Annotated in this window: 12 protein-coding genes; 7 read left to right on the top strand and 5 right to left on the bottom strand. The window is 69.5% G+C overall.

What is annotated here, in order from left to right; all coding sequences use genetic code 11:
- The first annotated feature begins 6 nt into the window (after positions 1-6).
- The 3 genes from FHR82_RS27745 (at position 7) to FHR82_RS27735 (ending at position 2,963) form a co-directional block, all read left to right on the top strand.
- Positions 7-816: a winged helix-turn-helix transcriptional regulator gene (locus tag FHR82_RS27745; RefSeq protein ID WP_184813506.1), complete on the top strand. Its 810-nt coding sequence runs from the start codon at positions 7-9 to the stop codon at positions 814-816.
- A 106-nt stretch (positions 817-922) separates the two neighbouring features.
- A complete protein-coding gene (locus FHR82_RS27740; protein WP_184813505.1) occupies positions 923-1,495 on the top strand; it encodes a hypothetical protein in 573 nt (190 codons plus the stop codon).
- Entirely contained in the window at positions 1,488-2,963 is a 1,476-nt protein-coding gene (locus tag FHR82_RS27735) for a DUF6239 family natural product biosynthesis protein (RefSeq protein ID WP_184813504.1), read from the top strand. Before FHR82_RS27740 ends, FHR82_RS27735 begins: the two co-directional genes overlap by 8 nt.
- Before the next feature lie 150 nt (positions 2,964-3,113).
- Here the strand turns inward: FHR82_RS27735 and FHR82_RS27730 are convergent, their stop codons facing one another.
- The 4 genes from FHR82_RS27730 to FHR82_RS27715 all read right to left on the bottom strand — a co-directional run bounded on the left by FHR82_RS27730 (position 3,114) and on the right by FHR82_RS27715 (position 7,829).
- Complete coding sequence (locus FHR82_RS27730; protein WP_184813503.1) at positions 3,114-3,287, bottom strand: DUF6222 family protein; 174 nt, start codon at positions 3,285-3,287, stop codon at positions 3,114-3,116.
- A 2-nt stretch (positions 3,288-3,289) separates the two neighbouring features.
- Complete coding sequence (locus FHR82_RS27725; protein ID WP_184813502.1) at positions 3,290-5,470, bottom strand: molybdopterin-dependent oxidoreductase; 2,181 nt, start codon at positions 5,468-5,470, stop codon at positions 3,290-3,292.
- A 102-nt stretch (positions 5,471-5,572) separates the two neighbouring features.
- Positions 5,573-7,009 (bottom strand): NAD(P)/FAD-dependent oxidoreductase, encoded by a 1,437-nt coding sequence (locus FHR82_RS27720; protein WP_184813501.1) that lies wholly within the window; start codon positions 7,007-7,009, stop codon positions 5,573-5,575.
- Between the two features lie 37 nt (positions 7,010-7,046).
- Positions 7,047-7,829: an SDR family NAD(P)-dependent oxidoreductase gene (locus FHR82_RS27715; protein ID WP_184813500.1), complete on the bottom strand. Its 783-nt coding sequence runs from the start codon at positions 7,827-7,829 to the stop codon at positions 7,047-7,049.
- 284 nt (positions 7,830-8,113) lie between these two features.
- Between FHR82_RS27715 and FHR82_RS27710 the strand changes: the two genes are divergently transcribed.
- Positions 8,114-9,547: an extracellular solute-binding protein gene (locus FHR82_RS27710; protein ID WP_184813499.1), complete on the top strand. Its 1,434-nt coding sequence runs from the start codon at positions 8,114-8,116 to the stop codon at positions 9,545-9,547.
- Positions 9,548-10,033: 486 nt separating this feature from the next.
- Positions 10,034-11,284 carry an acyl-CoA dehydrogenase family protein gene (locus FHR82_RS27705; RefSeq protein ID WP_184813498.1) on the top strand — a complete coding sequence of 417 codons (1,251 nt, stop codon included), beginning with the start codon at positions 10,034-10,036 and terminating at the stop codon, positions 11,282-11,284.
- A gap of 75 nt (positions 11,285-11,359) precedes the next feature.
- On the opposite strand, the gene FHR82_RS27700 is transcribed toward FHR82_RS27705, so the two are convergent.
- Entirely contained in the window at positions 11,360-12,124 is a 765-nt protein-coding gene (locus FHR82_RS27700) for a TylF/MycF family methyltransferase (protein ID WP_184813497.1), read from the bottom strand.
- A 358-nt stretch (positions 12,125-12,482) separates the two neighbouring features.
- Between FHR82_RS27700 and cmdF the strand changes: the two genes are divergently transcribed.
- Together cmdF and FHR82_RS27690 are read left to right on the top strand one after the other, a co-directional pair.
- Positions 12,483-14,084 carry a tyrosine 2,3-aminomutase gene (cmdF, locus tag FHR82_RS27695; RefSeq protein ID WP_184813496.1) on the top strand — a complete coding sequence of 534 codons (1,602 nt, stop codon included), beginning with the start codon at positions 12,483-12,485 and terminating at the stop codon, positions 14,082-14,084.
- A gap of 31 nt (positions 14,085-14,115) precedes the next feature.
- Positions 14,116-15,510, top strand: coding sequence for a condensation domain-containing protein (locus FHR82_RS27690; RefSeq protein ID WP_184813495.1), 1,395 nt, complete (start codon positions 14,116-14,118; stop codon positions 15,508-15,510).
- Positions 15,511-15,523 lie beyond the last annotated feature (13 nt).

Genomic DNA, 15,523 nt, shown 5'->3' with positions numbered 1-15,523 from the left:
TGGGCCATGACCGAATCGTCCTGGAAAGTGGTCGTCGATCGCGACCGCCTGATGATTACCAGCGACTCCTTCACGTTCACCACCACCGGGACGGACCCCATGCACGTCGAGGGCGTGCTGGCCGACCTGCAGAGCGCGGTACGGGACACCTACGGCCAGTACTGCGGCCTGTCCCAGGCCGCGGAGATGGTGGCGGAGCGGTGGGGCTTCCTGATCGTCCGTGACCTGCTCGTCGGGTCGAAGACCGTCGCTGAGCTGGCCGAGGGCCTGCCCCGGATGTCGTCGGAGGTGCTGCACCGCCGGCTCAAGGAGATGGCCTACTGCGGGATCGTCCAGGTCGTCGACCAGGGCGAAGGTGCGGGCGAGGGCGACCAAACGCGCTACGAGCTGACCCCGTACGGCCTGGCCGCCGAGGACGCCCTGCTGGCCTTCGGCCGGTGGGGTGCCGCGGCCCTCGCCACACCGCGCCCCGACGACATCGTCACCGACTCCTCCCTCATGGTCGCGCTGAAGGCGACGTTCCTCCCCGACAAGGCCGACGGGCCGCCGGTGTGCTACGAGGTGCACATCGGCTCCCACGTGCTCAACATCCGGATCGCGGACGGCCGGCTCGAGGTCGGCGCGGGCCCGCTCCCCGGCGCGGACGCCGTGCTGGACTTCGGTTTCGCGCTCCTCCCGCTGATGAACGGCGAGGTGACCGCGGACGAGGTCCTGGCCTCCGGCAAGGTCGGCGTCACGGGCGACACCGTCCACCTGCACCGGTTCGTCCGGATGTTCCAGCTGCCCAGGCTGCCCGCGCCGAAGGTGCCTGCCTGACACGACAACGGCTCCCAGCGGTGGCGGGCCGGTCAGCTGCGACGCTGGCCCGGCCCGCCACCGCTGTGGGAAGGTCACAATCCCTTTTGCGGTAAGGAAGTGGGACATGGTCACAGCTACCGGCGCGAAGCGGTGGACGGGCCGGTACGGCCTACTCAACACCCGCTACCACAAGGCCGCGTTGATGGTCTTCCTGTTCGTCGTGGTGGCGCACTGGGTCGAGCACATCACCCAGGCGGTCCAGATCTATGCTCTGGGCTGGCCGCGACCCGAGGCGGGCGGGGTCCTGGGGCTCTACTTCCCGTGGCTGGTCAAGTCCGAGTGGCTGCACTACGGGTTCGCCATCGCCATGCTCGTGGGTTTCGTGATGCTGCGGCACGGGTTCGTCGGCCGCTCCCGCACGTGGTGGAACGCCGCCATGTGGATCCAGGTGTGGCACCACTTCGAACACCTCCTGCTGCTCCTGCAGGCACTGTCCGGCGCGAACCTCCTGGGTGCCAAGGTGCCGACGAGCATCGTCCAGCTCGCGTTCCCCCGGGTGGAGCTGCACCTGTTCTACAACGCCATCGTGTTCATCCCGATGGTGGTGGCGATGGTCCACCACCGGCGGCCCCGACCGGCCGAGGCCAAGCTGATGGAGTGCTCGTGCGCACGGGTACCCGTCGGGGCCGGTGTCTGACGTGTTGACCGCCACCACGCCCGTCGTCCTGCTCGCGCAGGGCGGCGGGCACGGTCACGAACTCACCGTCGGGGTGAGCGTCGGCCCGACCTTCCTGCGGGTCGCGCTGCTCGTCGCGGTTCCCGCCGTCGCGGCGTTCGCCGTGCTGCGGGGTTTCCTCGCCGAGCCCGGCCGCCGGTCGCTGGCCGCCGTGGTCGCCACCGCGGGCGTGGCGGCCACCCTGGAGCTGCTGCTGTCCGGCGGGTTGAACCTGTCTGAGCGGTGGGCGCCGGTGCTGTTCGCGCTGCTCGCCGTCCCCCTGTACCTCGTGCTCTCGCGCGACGAGCGGTTCGCCCCCACCGTCGACCGGGCGCGGCGCATGGCGCCCTGGGTGTTCTGGCCTGCCGCCGCCCTCGCCGCCCAGCAGTTCGCGCAGGCCTGGCTCACCGGCGCCGGACCCGCGCGCGCCGCGACCATGCTGCACACCGGTGTGGTGCTGGCGCTCGTGGCGATGGCCTGGTTCGTGGTGTCCCGCCCCAGGCGCGCGGCCACCACCGTGAGCGTGCGGCTCGGTGCCGGGGCGCTGGCCATGGTGCTCATCGCCGGCGTGGGGCAGGCCATGGTGCTGCGTCCCGCCGCGCCGGTGCCCGGGGTGATCGTCGCCGCCGAGTACGACACCGACGACGACCCGATCGAGGTCCTCGTGGTGCCCAACCGGCCCGGCAACAACCTGGTGCGCGTGAGCGGCACCGGCGCCCTGGTCGGCACGAGCGGGGCCGAGCTCACCCCGGCCTGGCCCCGGCCGGGCGCGAACGGGGCGTGGACGGTGGTGACGCTGCCGGAGGGGCCGAGCGAGGTGCTGGTCAGCTACGGCGGCCGCACCATCTCGGTGGCTGTCGACACCGGCACCGCCACCCCGGCGCCGACGGGTTTCGCCGGGCCGGACGGCGCCGAGTGTGCGAGCGCGCTGCTCGGCCGGGCGATCGCCAGGACCCGGCCGGCCCCGGACCCCGGCTCCTGCCCCGACGAGGCGCTCACCCCGGCCGACGCCGACTCCCTGCGCGCGATCGTGGCGACCCTCGCCGAGCAGGGGCACCGGTGGTTCATCGTGGCCGCCGACGCCTCGCCGCGCGGCCAGGCGGCCGACGCCGTGGTCCGCGACGCCGCGGCGCGGCTGGGGCTCGAGGTCCGGCTGGCCGGCGTGTCGGCCGGCACCGGCCCGCTGGTCGTCGTCTCGGGCTGGACGGCCGCTTCCCTGACCCTCCGCGCGAACCCGGACGCCGACGTCCGTCCCGCGCCCTGGCTGGCCACCGAGCCCTCGCTCGTCCCTGGCCTGGCGACCCTGCCCGGCGGCGCGTCGGTCGACCGCTACCGGGAGACCCTGCGCGAGCAGTACCCGGGGGTCTCGCCCTCGGTGTCTGGCTACCAGGCCTGGCTCGCGGAAAGCGCGGCCGGTCCGGCGGAGAACCTGGCAGGCCCGGCCCGCTGACCCGCGGAGCCGGCCCCGGTCATGAAGGGGTCCTTCCTCACACACCCAGCGTGAGGAAGGACCCCTTCATCACGCCCAGGCCACATAGTTCGGCCGGGCCGGCGGGGGAATCCCCACCGGCCCGGCCCGTTCGTGCCGTTCCCGTTCGCGCTAAGCGGCGTCGCGCAGCTGTTGGCGGGCCTGCTCGTCGGCCGCGATGTCGGCCAGGATGTCGGCCCAGACGATGCCCCTGGCGAGGTTCGCCCGGATGTAGCGCTCCGGCTCCTCGTCGCCGAAGTTCGCCTGGGTGATCGGAGTGGGTTCGTTGGCCCGGGTACCGCTCATGGCTACACCACCTCGTAAGGGCTGATCGTGACCGGAACGCCGTTGAACACCGCGTTGCCGGATGGGACGTCCAACACCGACTCGTCGGTCAGCGCGTTGGCGTTGACACCTGCGTTGTCCTCGGCGACCCGCTGCCTGCCGCCGGAGTGACCCCACCCGTGCGGCAGGCTCACCACGCCCGGCATGATCGCGTCGTTCGCCTCGACGGCGACGACCAGCTCGCTCACCGCCGACCGCACGACCGCCTGCTCGCCCAACCCGAACTTGGCGATGTCGGCCGGGTTCACGTGCAGGACGCACTTGTTGCTGCCGCCGACGAGGGACGAGACGTTGTGCAGCCAGCTGTTGTTGGACCGCAGCTGGCGGCGCCCGATCAGCACCACCTCCGGGGTCGGGGCGACCATCCGCGCACGCAGCCGCTCGAGGTCGGCGACCAGTGCGGGCGGGGCGAGCTCGACCTTGCCGGACGGCGTGCACACGAGCTCCTTGAGCCGCGGCTCGAGCGGGCCGAGGTCGATGCCGTTCGGGTTCGCCTTCAGCTTGGCCAGGGACAGGCCGTACGGGCCGAACTTGAGCATGGTGTCCAGGATCTGCTCTGGTCCGTCGTCGCCCTCGATCGTGGCCCGCAGGTCGGCCACGTCCATGCCCTCGACCGGCGAGCCGGGCATCTGGGTCGCCCCGCCGAGGAGCTGGCCGATGAACATCTCGTCGACGCCGGCGGGATCGGCCGCCGCGCCGGCGCCTGCCGCGATCAGCGTCAACCGGGCCATGATCTCCGCCTCGGACCGCTGGTCCGGCTCCAGCGGCAGGATCGCCGGGGAGAACCTGGTGTAGTTGCGCGCCGTCACGATCTGCAGCAGGAAGTCGTAGTGCGGCATCTGCAGGATGCGCGGCGGGGGCAGGATCACGTTGGCGTGCCTGGTCGTCTCGTTGAGGTACGGGTCGACGCAGACCATGAAGTCCAGGCTCTCGAACGCCTTGCCCAGCCGCGGCCCGTTGGGCGCCGCGAGCACCTGGTTGGCCGCGATGTTCACCAGCGCACGGACCTGGCCCTCGCCCGGGGTCTCGATCTCGTCGGCCAGCGTGGCCGTCGGCAGCTCGCCGATCACCTCCGGCAGGCCACGGACCCGGCTGTGCCAGCGACCCGGCACGAACGGCTCCCCGCTGCGGAACACCTCGAGCGCCGCGGTCCGGGTGAACATGGTGCCGCCCGGCCGGTCCAGGTTGCCGGTCAGGATGTTGACCAGGTCGACCAGCCACTGGGTCAGCGACCCGAACTCCACGACCGAGCCGCCCATCCGCGAGTAGACCGCGGCCGTCGGCGCCGCGGCCAGCTCGCGGGCCAGCCGGGCGATGTCCTCGGCAGGCACGCCGCAGACCCGCTCGGCGACCTCCGGGGTGAACTCCCGCACCACCTCGCGCAGCTCGTCGAGCCCGTTGGCGTCGATGGTGACCGTGGCCAGGTTCTCGGTGAGCAGCGTGTGGACGATCCCGAGCAGCAGGAACGGGTCGGTGCCCGGCCGGACGAAGTGGTGCTCGTCGGCGACCGCCGCGGTCCGGGTGCGGCGCGGGTCGACCACCACCAGCTTGCCGCCCCGGTTGCGCAACGCCTTGAGCCGCGCGGGCATGTCGGGCGCGGTGAACAGGGAACCGTGTGACTCCATCGGGTTCGCGCCGATGACCATGAAGTAGTCGGTCCGGTCCACGTCGGGTACCGCGATCGCGAACGCGTCGCCGTAGAGGTGCCCGCACGCGACGTGCTTGGGCATGTGGTCGATCGTGCCGGAGGAGTACACGTTGCGGGAGGCGAGCGACTGGATCAGCGGGATCCGGTACAGGAACCCGGCCATCGTGTGGTAGGTCGGGTTCCCGAAGAACACCGCGACGGCATCCCGGCCGTACTTCTCGATGACACCGGTGAGGCCGCGCTCGACGGCCAGGAACGCCTCGTCCCAGGAGGCCTCCCGCCACTCGTCGCCGTCGCGGATCATCGGGACCCGCAGGCGGTCGGGGTCCTCGTCCAGGCGGCCGAGGCTCGCGCCCTTCGGGCAGATGTAGCCCTTGGAGAAGGGGTCGTCCTGGTCACCCTTCACGGACGTGACGCGGTTGTCGTCGTCGAGGGTGATCTTGAGACCGCAGACGGCGTCGCAGATGGGGCAGGTTCTAGGTGCGGTGGTGGGCATCGGTACTCCAGTGGTCGTGGAAACACGTGCGGCCACGGGTGTTCCGGCGAGTCGTAGCTGCTGGAAACCCGTGGCCGTCGTGGTGGAACTAGTTCAGTCGGGTCACGCCGCCTTGGGCGTCTCGTCGTACGCGCTCTCCGCGACGACCGGCTCGATACCCTCCGGGACCTTGTAGACGTAGGGCTGCCGGCTTTCCTTGGACGGGCCGAACAAGGACTTCCAGAGGACCTTCAACATGAAGCCCGGCCGCATCAGCGACTCGGGAGGTGCGACCAGGCCCGCGGCCGTGAAGTACTTCGCGGTGATCGAGCCGTCGTGGGTGGCGGCGGTCTGCACCCGCTTGAGGTACCAGTTGGCGAAGCGCACCTGCAGGGAACGCTCGCCCGGCACGCCGGGCAGGCTCAGGTCGATGGTGTTGGTCATCTGCCACGCCGCGTCGATCGCTTCCTTGGCCAGGTCCCGGAAGTAGTCCGTGGGCACCGGGGCGGCGCCGCTGTGCAGGTGCGACCGCAGGGTCAGCGCACACAGCGCGGCGACGCTCATGCCCTGGGCGTACACCGGGTTGAAGGTGGTGACCGCGTCACCGGTGACCAGCAGGCCCTCGGGGAAGCGGCGCAGCTTCTGGTAGTGCCTGCGCAGCGTGGTCGGGAACTTGAACGGGACCGGCTTGTCCACCGGGTCGGCGTACCGCAGCGTCTCGTAGACGTCCTTGGCGGGCAACGACTTCAGCCACTCGTAGAGCTTGGCCTGGTCGGTGGGCGGGTGGTCGCCGAGGATGCCGTAGGTGGTCAGCTCCAGCCTGCCGTCCTCGACCAGGAAGAAGACGTTGCCGCGCGGGGCGGCCGCGTGCGCGATCTGGTTGATCGCCACGTCGCCCTCGAACGGGTTGACGCCCGGGCGCAGCTTGAAGTGCTGCGTCACGTAGCCGAGGTCGATCTTCTTGCGCTCCTCCTCGGGCCGCTCGTACCCGAGCTGCTCCAGCCACACCGGCGTCCGCGAGCCGCGCCCGGTGGCGTCGATCACCAGGTCGGCCTCGATGACCTTGTCGGTGCTCTCGTTGCGGTGCTGGACCTTCACGCCGGTGATCCGGCTGTTGTCCGCCGTCGCGGTGAGGCCGAGGATGTCGTGCTCCTCGACGAAGACCACGTTGGGGATCTTCTGCACCCGCTCGCGGATGTAGTACTCGAACAGCGGGCGGATGACGCCGAGGGTCTGCAGGTTGCCGTGCCCCTGCTTGAGCCGGAGGCCCCTGGCGTACCAGCGGCAGCTGCCGGACAGGTCGCCGGTGGGCACCCCGTTGTCGATCATCTCCTGGGTGAGCCCGGGGAAGAGCTCCTCCATGACCTGGACGCCGCGGGCGAGCAGGCCGTTGGCCTGGTGGCTCTGCGGGCAGAACCGCCGCGGCCCCTTCACACCGACCAGCTTGTCGCGGTCGACGATCTGCACCTCGTCGTAGGCGTCCGCGAGAACCCTCGCCGCGAACAGCCCGGCGATACTTCCGCCGAGCACCACCGCGCGTGATCCGGCATCGAAGCTCATCGCGGTCTCCTCCTTGATATCGGGGTCGTTGTCATACCTAGTCCTCGCCTACCCCTGAGACCGTGCCCATGGGTACGGAGCGCGCCAGACCGCCGTCCACACCGAGGTCCTGGCCGGTGATGTACGCCGCGCGGGGTGACAGCAGGAAAGTAACCACGTTGGCGACCTCGTCGGCCTTGCCGAACCGGCCGAGCGGGATCTGGGAGCAGATGCCGTCGCGCGCCTCCTCGGTCGGCGCGACGAGGTCCAGCATGTCCGTCTCGATGAAGCCCGGGCTGACCGAGTTGACCCGGATGCCCCGGTGGGCCAGGTCGGAGGCCAGCGAGCGGGCCAGGTTCATCGTCGCGGCCTTGGTCGCGGCGTACACCGACGCCAGGCCCATGCCGCGGTGCACGAGCACGGTTCCGTTGATCACGACCGAGCCCGCGCCGTCGAACAGCGACACCGCTTTCTGGATCGTGAAGTAGGTGCCCTTGAAGTTGATCCCGACGACCTGGTCGAAGTCGGCTTCGCCGACGTAGGCGCTCGGGGAGCCGTGGGGCACGCCGGCATTGGCGAAGACGCCGTCCAGCCTGCCGAACCGGTTCTTGATCCCCTCGACGAGCTCGTCGAGGTCCTCGACGCGGGAGACGTCCGTGGCCACCGAGAGAACTCGCTCACCGGTGGGGTCCAGTTCCTTCGCCACGGCATCGATCAGCTCGACACGGCGCCCGGCCAGCACCACGTTCGCGCCGGCGTCAACCAATTGTCTCGCAGTGGCAAGGCCCATGCCGGTGCCACCGCCGGTGATCAGGATGGTCATCCCGTCGAATTCGGCCATGCGCCCAGCCTCACATTCGCTTTCACGTATCACATCTCTGGCATTGCGGCATTTCGACTCGACTCGCCGCGCGGGCCGACGCCGGCCGCGAGTCGCGTGTGGACTCCGCGCCACCAGCGGACGCACGCGTCGGCAAACCCGCATGATCGTTGTTCTCCTGGCCCGCCGACACCCTTCTACGTGCGGTTATCCCGGCGAACGGCAAGCAAGGAGATGCGTGGTCCGCGCGCTGACGCGAAATATGGGCCGGGACCGGTAAGGCGGTCCCATGACGAGGAGATCCAATGACGAACAAGGTCGACATCGACGTTTGGGTTGCGGACTTGCGTTTCCCGGGCTGGATGGACCGCTGGCACGCTCAGGCCGAGGAGTTCAACCGCATCCACCCGCAGTACAACGTCACTGTAAAGGGCCTGGACTTCTTCTGGTTCCCGAAGATCGTGGCCGAAGAGGCCGTGAAGGGCAACAAGCCCGCCCTGGCTGAGTACTACTTCTACTCCAGCCACGTGGCCAGGGACGCGATCAACGCCGACGGCAGCCCCTTGTTCAAGTCCGTCGCCAAGGCGGTCGGCGACCGCACCGAGATCCTGGGCGAGAAGGTCGTCCTCGACGACCTGCACCCGGCGTTCCGCGACTACTACGAGTACCAGGGTGACCTGGACTCCATGCCCTCGGTCGGCACCACCAGCCTCCTGTTCGCCAACAAGCAGCTGCTCGAGAAGGCCGGTGTCTCCAAGCTGCCGGAGACCTGGGAGGAGGTCAACAACGTCTGCGACCAGGTCGCCAGGATGCAGGGCGGCCCGTCGCACGCCATCACCTGGTCCAACCACGGCACCTTCGTGCAGCAGGCGATGGCCTCCCAGGGCCACTACTTCGTCAACAACCGCAACGGCCGCGACGGCCGGGCGACGGAGATCGACCTGTCCTCGACGGAGATGGCGACCTGGGTCGACTGGTGGCGCCAGCTGCACCGCGACGGCCACTACCTCTACGCGGGCCGGATCCCCGGCTGGGCGGAGACCCTGGAGGCGTACCGCGACCAGCGGGTGGCCATCCGGATCTCCTCGTCCAACGACGTCAACTACATGGCGCACGCCGCCCAGATGGGTGGGTTCGACATGGAGGTCGGGATCTTCCCGTACAACGACAAGGTTCCCTTCAAGGGCAACGCGGTCGCGGGCACCTCGCTCTGGCTCACCGACGGCCTGGAGGAGACGGCCGAGGACGGCGCGCTGGCGTTCCTGATGTGGATGCACAACCCCGCCAACGCCGCGCAGCGTCACAAGGACAACAGCTTCGTGCCGATCACCGGCGCGTCCTACGACCTGCTGAAGAACGAGGGCTGGTTCGACGAGCACCCCGAGCAAGCGATCACCTACGACGACATGCTCCGCTACCCGTCGGGCGTGATCGCCCCCAAGACGGGGCTGTCCTACCCGCCCTCGGAGGGCGCGCTGCACGGTGACTTCGCCGGTGCGCAGGACATCATGTGCCACGCCATGGACGACGTTCTGGCCCGCGGTGCCGACCCGACCGCCCGGTTCGCCAAGGCCACGGAGGACGCCCAGAAGCTGCTGGACGACTACAACGCCTGGGTGACCGAGACCCCGCGCGACGTCCCGGCGAACCCGAACAGCAGCCACGGTGTCGAGTACTGGACCGATGTCGAGCCCTACACGGCCGACGACATCGAGAACGTCGTGCCGCTGAACGGCTGACCGCGCCGTCAAGTGCTGTGTCCACCACGTTCGCCGGTTCCTCCGGCGGGTTTGGCCGGGCCCGCCGCCGTGAAAGGCGCGTTCAGGGCATCGCCGGTGCCGCGAAAGGCGCGTTCAGGACGTTGCGTGCCCTGAAAGCGCCTTTCAGGGCACGCCCAGCGCCGTGAGAGCGCCTTTCACGGCACCACCGGCACCACCGGCACCACCGGCACCACGGGGGCGTGGAAGGCGCGCAGGCGTGGGGCCGTGAGTCCCAGACCAAACCCTCGCCAAAGAACCCCGTTGCCAACCCGGGGCCCGTTCGGGCAGAACCTCCGGCAGCACGCCCGTCCAGCGAGGACAACCCGAAAAGAACTCCCGACGAGCACGACCACCGGACGAACCAGCCAACGTAGGTGGACACAGCACTGGGACCGTGCCGACCTCGCCCGGTCCTCGGCAGGGTCGGCGCTTCCGTTTCCTTGAGAGACAAAGGACCTGCGCATCATGTCAGTTACCGCCATCAGGCCAGACGACTTCCCCCAGCCTCCCGAACCGGACCTCACGCCGGCTGACGTCATCGCGCGGGCCGAGGCCATCGCCCCGACCCTGGTCGCGCGGCAGGCCGAGACCGAGGAGCGCACCTACTACGCCCCGGACGTCCACGAGCAGTTCACCGAGGCGGGCTTCTACCGGATCCTCGTGCCGCGGCGGTACGGCGGCTACGAGTTCGGTGTGGACACGTTCATGCGGGTGGTGCAGATCCTGGCCAAGGGCTGCCCCTCGACGGGGTGGATGTTCTGCCTGGGCGCGGTGCACGCCGTGCTGGCCGCGACCGTGTTCGAGGAGCGGGTGCAGGACGAGATCTTCAGTGGCGGTGAGTTCATCTCGCCCGCGTCGATCATGCCGAGCGGCACCGCCCAGCGCGCGCTCGACGGCGGCTGGATCATCAACGGCACCTGGGGCTACTGCTCCGGCTCGCCGTACGCGACCCACTTCATCGGCCACGTGCTCGTCCTCGACGAGAACGGCGAGATGGGCGAGGCGCCGGTCATGTTCATCGCGCCGCGCGACTCCTGGCGCCGGCTCGACGACTGGGGCCAGCAGCTGGGTCTGCGTGGCAGCGGCTCGCACAGCATCACTCTCGAGAACGTGCACGTCCCGGCCGACTTCGTGCTGGACACGCACATGAGCATGTACACGGTCTCCGACGAGACCCCCGGGGTGCGCCTGCACGGCCACCCGCAGTACGGCGGCGGCCCGCTCAGCTTCATGCTGTTCGAGTCGGCGACCCTGGCGCTCGGCATCGCCGAGGGCGCGCTGGAGGCCTACGAGGAGCTCATGCGCACCCGCACCACCTCGTTCCCGCCGATCGTCAGCCGCGCTGAGGACCCGGACTTCCAGCGCTGGTACGGCGAGGCCACCGGCAAGCTCGCCGCCGCGGAGGCGGCGCTGTACGGCGCGATCGAGTCCTGGCAGGACCTGTGCGCGCAGGGTCCGTCGGCGTTCAACACGGAGCGGGAGTGGCGGATCGGCACGATCTGCCGCGAGGTGGTCCGGCTCAGCTGGGCGGCGGTCGAGCAGTTCATCTACCCGACGGCAGGCTCGAGCGCGGTGCGCCGCGGTGAGCGGATCGAGCGGGTGTGGCGCGACCTGTCCATGATGAAGAGCCACGCGGGCATCTCCATCGCCCTCGAGACGATGGCCAACCGGGAGCTGGCGAAGGCCCGGTTCGGCATCGAGGACGCACCGCACTGAGCGGGAGCACGCGGACCAAAGCGATGTGGCCGTCACCTCCTCGGAGGTGACGGCCACATCGCTTGTGGTCCCTGTTCACTGCGAACGGCGCCAGTAGACGCTCCAGCGGTCGATGCGCTCGATCGGGTCGGTGATGCCGTGCTCGTCGCGAAACTCGTCGACCGCGGCGCGGCAGCCGGGCACCAGGTAGTCGTCGATGATGACGTAACCACCGGGGGAGAGCTTGGGGTACAACGGGTTCAGTGCGTCCAAAGTAGACTCGTACAGGTCGCCGTCCAGCCGGAGCACCGAGAGCCGGTCGATCGGCGCGGCGGGCAGGGTCTTGTTGAACCAGCCGGGCAGGAACTGGACCTGGTCGTCGAGCAGGCCGTAGCGTTCGAAGTTCGCGCGCACGGACGCCTCGTCGACGCCGAGGACCTCGTTGTGCTCGTGCATGTTCAGCCGCTGGTCGATCGGGTGGCTGAGGTCCGTCGCGGACGGCACGCCCTCGAAGGAGTCGGCCACCCACACCGTGCGGTCGGTGATGCCGTAGGACTCGAACACCCCCCGCGCGAGGATGCACACGCCACCACGCCAGACGCCGGTCTCGATGAAGTCGCCTGGCACGCCGTCGGCGATGACGCTCTCCAGGCAGTGCTGCACGTTGTCCAGCCGTGCCTTGCCGACCATCGTGTGCGCCACGCTCGGCCAGTCGCTGCCGGTGTTGCGCGCCCAGCGGTTGTACTCCTCCCGCTCGAACACGGGATTCGGAATCGCCGGGTCCTCGTAGATGACGTTGACCAGGATCCGTTTCAGCAGATCGAGGTAGAGCTCGCGGCTGGCGGCTTCTTTTGCTGGCATGGATCCATGGTATTTGGCCGCGCGGCGCGCCGGAACGGGCGAAGCCGCATGCCGCATTCCGCGAGATGCGGCTACGTCTGGTGGGAACCGACTATATAGCGGTGAGACAGGCCGAGTCGTCAGCCCAGGACGGGTTGTGGTCACAGGAAAAGCTGACCCCGAACTCGGCCGCCTCGACCGTCTGCCGGGCATATCGGGTCAGTGGACGACCTTTGTTCGACGCTTTGCGCGCGGCCTGGCGTGACGTTTCCCTGGCCGCGACTTCTCGCCAACCGATGGCGGCCGGCTCGTCCGCCGTCGTCGGTGCACAACAAGCTCCCGAAAAAGCTGATTCCGCAACCGTGACGGGGTGACCAACGTGACGCTGAATGACACCAACTTGCCCGTTGACTTCGACGGCGAGAAAGTGGACATACCGGGGATCCGGCGAGTCGCTGAGGAGCGGGCGCCGGTCAATGTTGCCCCGGCGGCGTTGACCCGGGCCGCGACCAGCCGCCAGCAGTTCGAGGACACGGTCGCCGACGGCGTGCCCGTCTACGGTGTCACCACCGGCTACGGCGAGATGATCTACATGCTGGTCGGTACCGCCAAGGAGAACGAGCTGCAGACCAACCTGGTCCGCAGCCACAGTGCCGGCGTCGGCCCGATCTTCGCCGAGGACGAGGCCCGCGCGATCGTGGCCGCCCGGCTCAACGCGCTGTCCCGCGGTTACTCCGCGGTGCGGCCGGAGCTGCTGGAGCGCCTCGCGCTGTACCTGAACCTGGGCATCACGCCCGCCATCCCCGAGATCGGCTCGCTGGGTGCCAGCGGCGACCTCGGTCCGCTCGCACACATCGCCTCGACCGTGATCGGCGAGGGCTACGTGCTGCGCGACGGGCAGAAGACCCCGACCGGTCCCGTGCTCGCCGAGCACGGCATCGAGCCGCTGAAGCTGCGGTTCAAGGAAGGTCTCGCGCTGATCAACGGCACCTCGGCCATGACCGGCCTCGGCTGCCTGAACGTCGCACGGGCCGCGGACCAGGTGCGGCAGGCCGAGATCGTCACGGCGCTGGTCGTCGAGACGCTGCTCGGCTCGAAGAGCCCGTTCCAGGCGGAGGGCCACGACGTGGCCCGGCCGCACCGCGGCCAGATCGACAACGCGGCCAACATGCGCGCGCTGCTCGACGGCACCCAGCTCGCGGTGGACCACGCCCAGCTCCGCAAGGAAGCCCAGGAGCAGCAGAGCGGCGACGTGTCGCGCACCGACGTCTACATCCAGAAGGCGTACACGCTGCGCGCCATCCCGCAGGTGGTCGGTGCCGTCCGCGACACCCTCTACTACGCGACCGCCACCCTGGAGACCGAGCTCAACTCCTCGAACGACAACCCGTTGTTCTTCGAGGGCAAGGAAGTCTTCCACGGCGCGAACTTCCACGGCCAGCCGGTGGCGTTCGCCATGGACTACCTCACGATCGCGCTGACCCAGCTCGGCGTGTTCTCCGAGCGCCGCACCAACCGGCTGCTCAACCGGTACCTGTCCGGGCTGCCCGAGTTCCTCGTCGCCTCCGGCGAGCCGGGTCTGAACAGCGGCTTCGCCGGCGCGCAGTACCCGGCCACGGCGCTGGTCGCCGAGAACCGGACCATCGGCCCGGCCAGCACGCAGAGCGTGCCGTCCAACGGCGACAACCAGGACGTGGTGAGCATGGGCCTCATCTCGGCCCGCAACGCCCGCCGGGTGCTGTCGAACAACAACTACATCCTCGCCGTGGAGTTCCTGGCGGCAGCGCAGGCGGTCGACGTGTCCGGGCGCTACGACGGGCTCAGCCCGGCAGGCAAGGCGACCTACGAGCTGGTCCGCGAGCTCGTGCCGACGCTGGAGCGGGACCGCTACATGGCCGACGACATCGAACAGGTGGCGGACGCGCTGTCCCGGGGCCAGTTCCTCGAGTCCGCCCGGCGCGCCAACATCGAACTGCGCTGAGGCGCGGACACCGGGACATCGTGGAGGAACCATGACCGTGACCGACACCGACATCGACGCGTTAGCCGCGGGCGACTCGCCCGCGGAGAAGGTGCCCCTGTCGTTCAACCAGGAATTCCTGTGCGCGTTCGACGAGGGCAACGAGGTCGGGGCGTTCGGCCCGAAGTACAACATCGTCTACGGCTGGCGGGTTTCCGGGCACGTCGACCCGGAAAGCCTGCAACGGGCGATGAACCTGGTGGTCGAACGGCACGAGGCGTTGCGCACCACGGTCATCCGCGGTGAGGAGAAGTACCAGCTGGTGCACCCGCCGAGCCCGGCCAAGCTCGAGGTGCGCGATCTGCCCGGGGTCGACCCGGCGGACCGCGCCCTGTGCGCCGAGGAGCTGCTGGTCGAGCTCGAGGGTGGCAGCTACTACGTCACCGACGTGCCGGTGTTCCGGGCGGTGCTGGCCAGGTTCGACGACAACGACTCGGTGCTGGTGCTCATCGCGCACCACACCGCGGTCGACGGGTGGGCCATCCACCTGGTCATCCGGGACCTGGCCCACTTCTACGCGACGCTGCGCGGGCACGAGCTGCCGCCGCTGCCGCACGCGGCCCAGTACCGCGAGTACGTCGAGTGGGAGCAGCAGCGGTACACCGAGACCGCGATGACCCGGTCGAGGGAGTACTGGCGGGAGAACCTGGCAGGCACCGAGGTGCACTCGCTCGAGACCGACTGGCCCAAGTCCGAGGGTCGCGAGAAGCACACCGCGGTGGAGCGCTTCCAGATCGACCGCGACGTGGTCGCCGCGGTGCTGGACCTGGCCAAGGAGACCCGCAGCTCGGCGTTCATGGTGATGCTGGCCGCACAGTACGTCTACCTGAGCCGGGCGTCGGGCAAGACCGACCTGACCGTCTCGACGGTCGCGTCCGGCCGCGGCACGGCCCGGTTCCAGGAGACCGTCGGCAGCTTCTTCAACTTCCTTCCACTCCGGACGGAACTGGCGGGCTGCGGCACCTTCCGCGAGGTGATCAAGGCGGCCAGGGCCACCTGCCTGCGCGCGTACTCGAACCAGATCCCGTTCGCGCAGGTGATGGGGGACACGCCGGCGTTCGGCAGGCCGTGGTTCACCGACGGTCTCGCGGTGTTCCCGTTCCAGGTCTTCCAGTTCCCGTACGTGATGGAGCGCGAGGTCGTCGGGGACCTGGAGCTGTCCGAGATCCGCACGCGCACCCTCCCCCAGGAGGACGGCGCGGACATCCCGGACGGTGCACTGTGGACACTCGATCTCAACGCGGAGAGCTGCGAGCTGGTCGGTGGCCTGCAGTTCAACAGCAACCTGTACCGCCGCGAGACGATCCAGGAGATCATGGCGACGTTCTTCCAGGTACTGCGGGAGACGGTGCTGGCTCCGGACGCCGAGTTGACGCTACCCGAGTGAGGAGTCGGAGAAA

The sequence above is a fragment of the Actinophytocola algeriensis genome (assembly GCF_014203735.1).
Lineage (GTDB): Bacteria > Actinomycetota > Actinomycetes > Mycobacteriales > Pseudonocardiaceae > Actinophytocola > Actinophytocola algeriensis.
The sequence above is the reverse complement of the archived record's forward strand: the minus strand, read 5'-3'. Positions and strand labels throughout refer to the sequence as shown.

Bases quoted from the DNA above. Each gene is read 5' to 3' on its own strand.
- FHR82_RS27715 (WP_184813500.1), bottom strand. From the start codon at position 7,829: ATGGCCGAATTCGACGGGATGACCATCCTGATCACCGGCGGTGGCACC.
- FHR82_RS27710 (WP_184813499.1), top strand. From the start codon at position 8,114: ATGACGAACAAGGTCGACATCGACGTTTGGGTTGCGGACTTGCGTTTC.
- FHR82_RS27720 (WP_184813501.1), bottom strand. From the start codon at position 7,009: ATGAGCTTCGATGCCGGATCACGCGCGGTGGTGCTCGGCGGAAGTATC.
- FHR82_RS27700 (WP_184813497.1), bottom strand. From the start codon at position 12,124: ATGCCAGCAAAAGAAGCCGCCAGCCGCGAGCTCTACCTCGATCTGCTG.
- FHR82_RS27730 (WP_184813503.1), bottom strand. From the start codon at position 3,287: ATGAGCGGTACCCGGGCCAACGAACCCACTCCGATCACCCAGGCGAAC.
- FHR82_RS27740 (WP_184813505.1), top strand. From the start codon at position 923: ATGGTCACAGCTACCGGCGCGAAGCGGTGGACGGGCCGGTACGGCCTA.
- FHR82_RS27690 (WP_184813495.1), top strand. From the start codon at position 14,116: ATGACCGTGACCGACACCGACATCGACGCGTTAGCCGCGGGCGACTCG.
- FHR82_RS27705 (WP_184813498.1), top strand. From the start codon at position 10,034: ATGTCAGTTACCGCCATCAGGCCAGACGACTTCCCCCAGCCTCCCGAA.
- FHR82_RS27745 (WP_184813506.1), top strand. From the start codon at position 7: ATGACCGAATCGTCCTGGAAAGTGGTCGTCGATCGCGACCGCCTGATG.
- FHR82_RS27725 (WP_184813502.1), bottom strand. From the start codon at position 5,470: ATGCCCACCACCGCACCTAGAACCTGCCCCATCTGCGACGCCGTCTGC.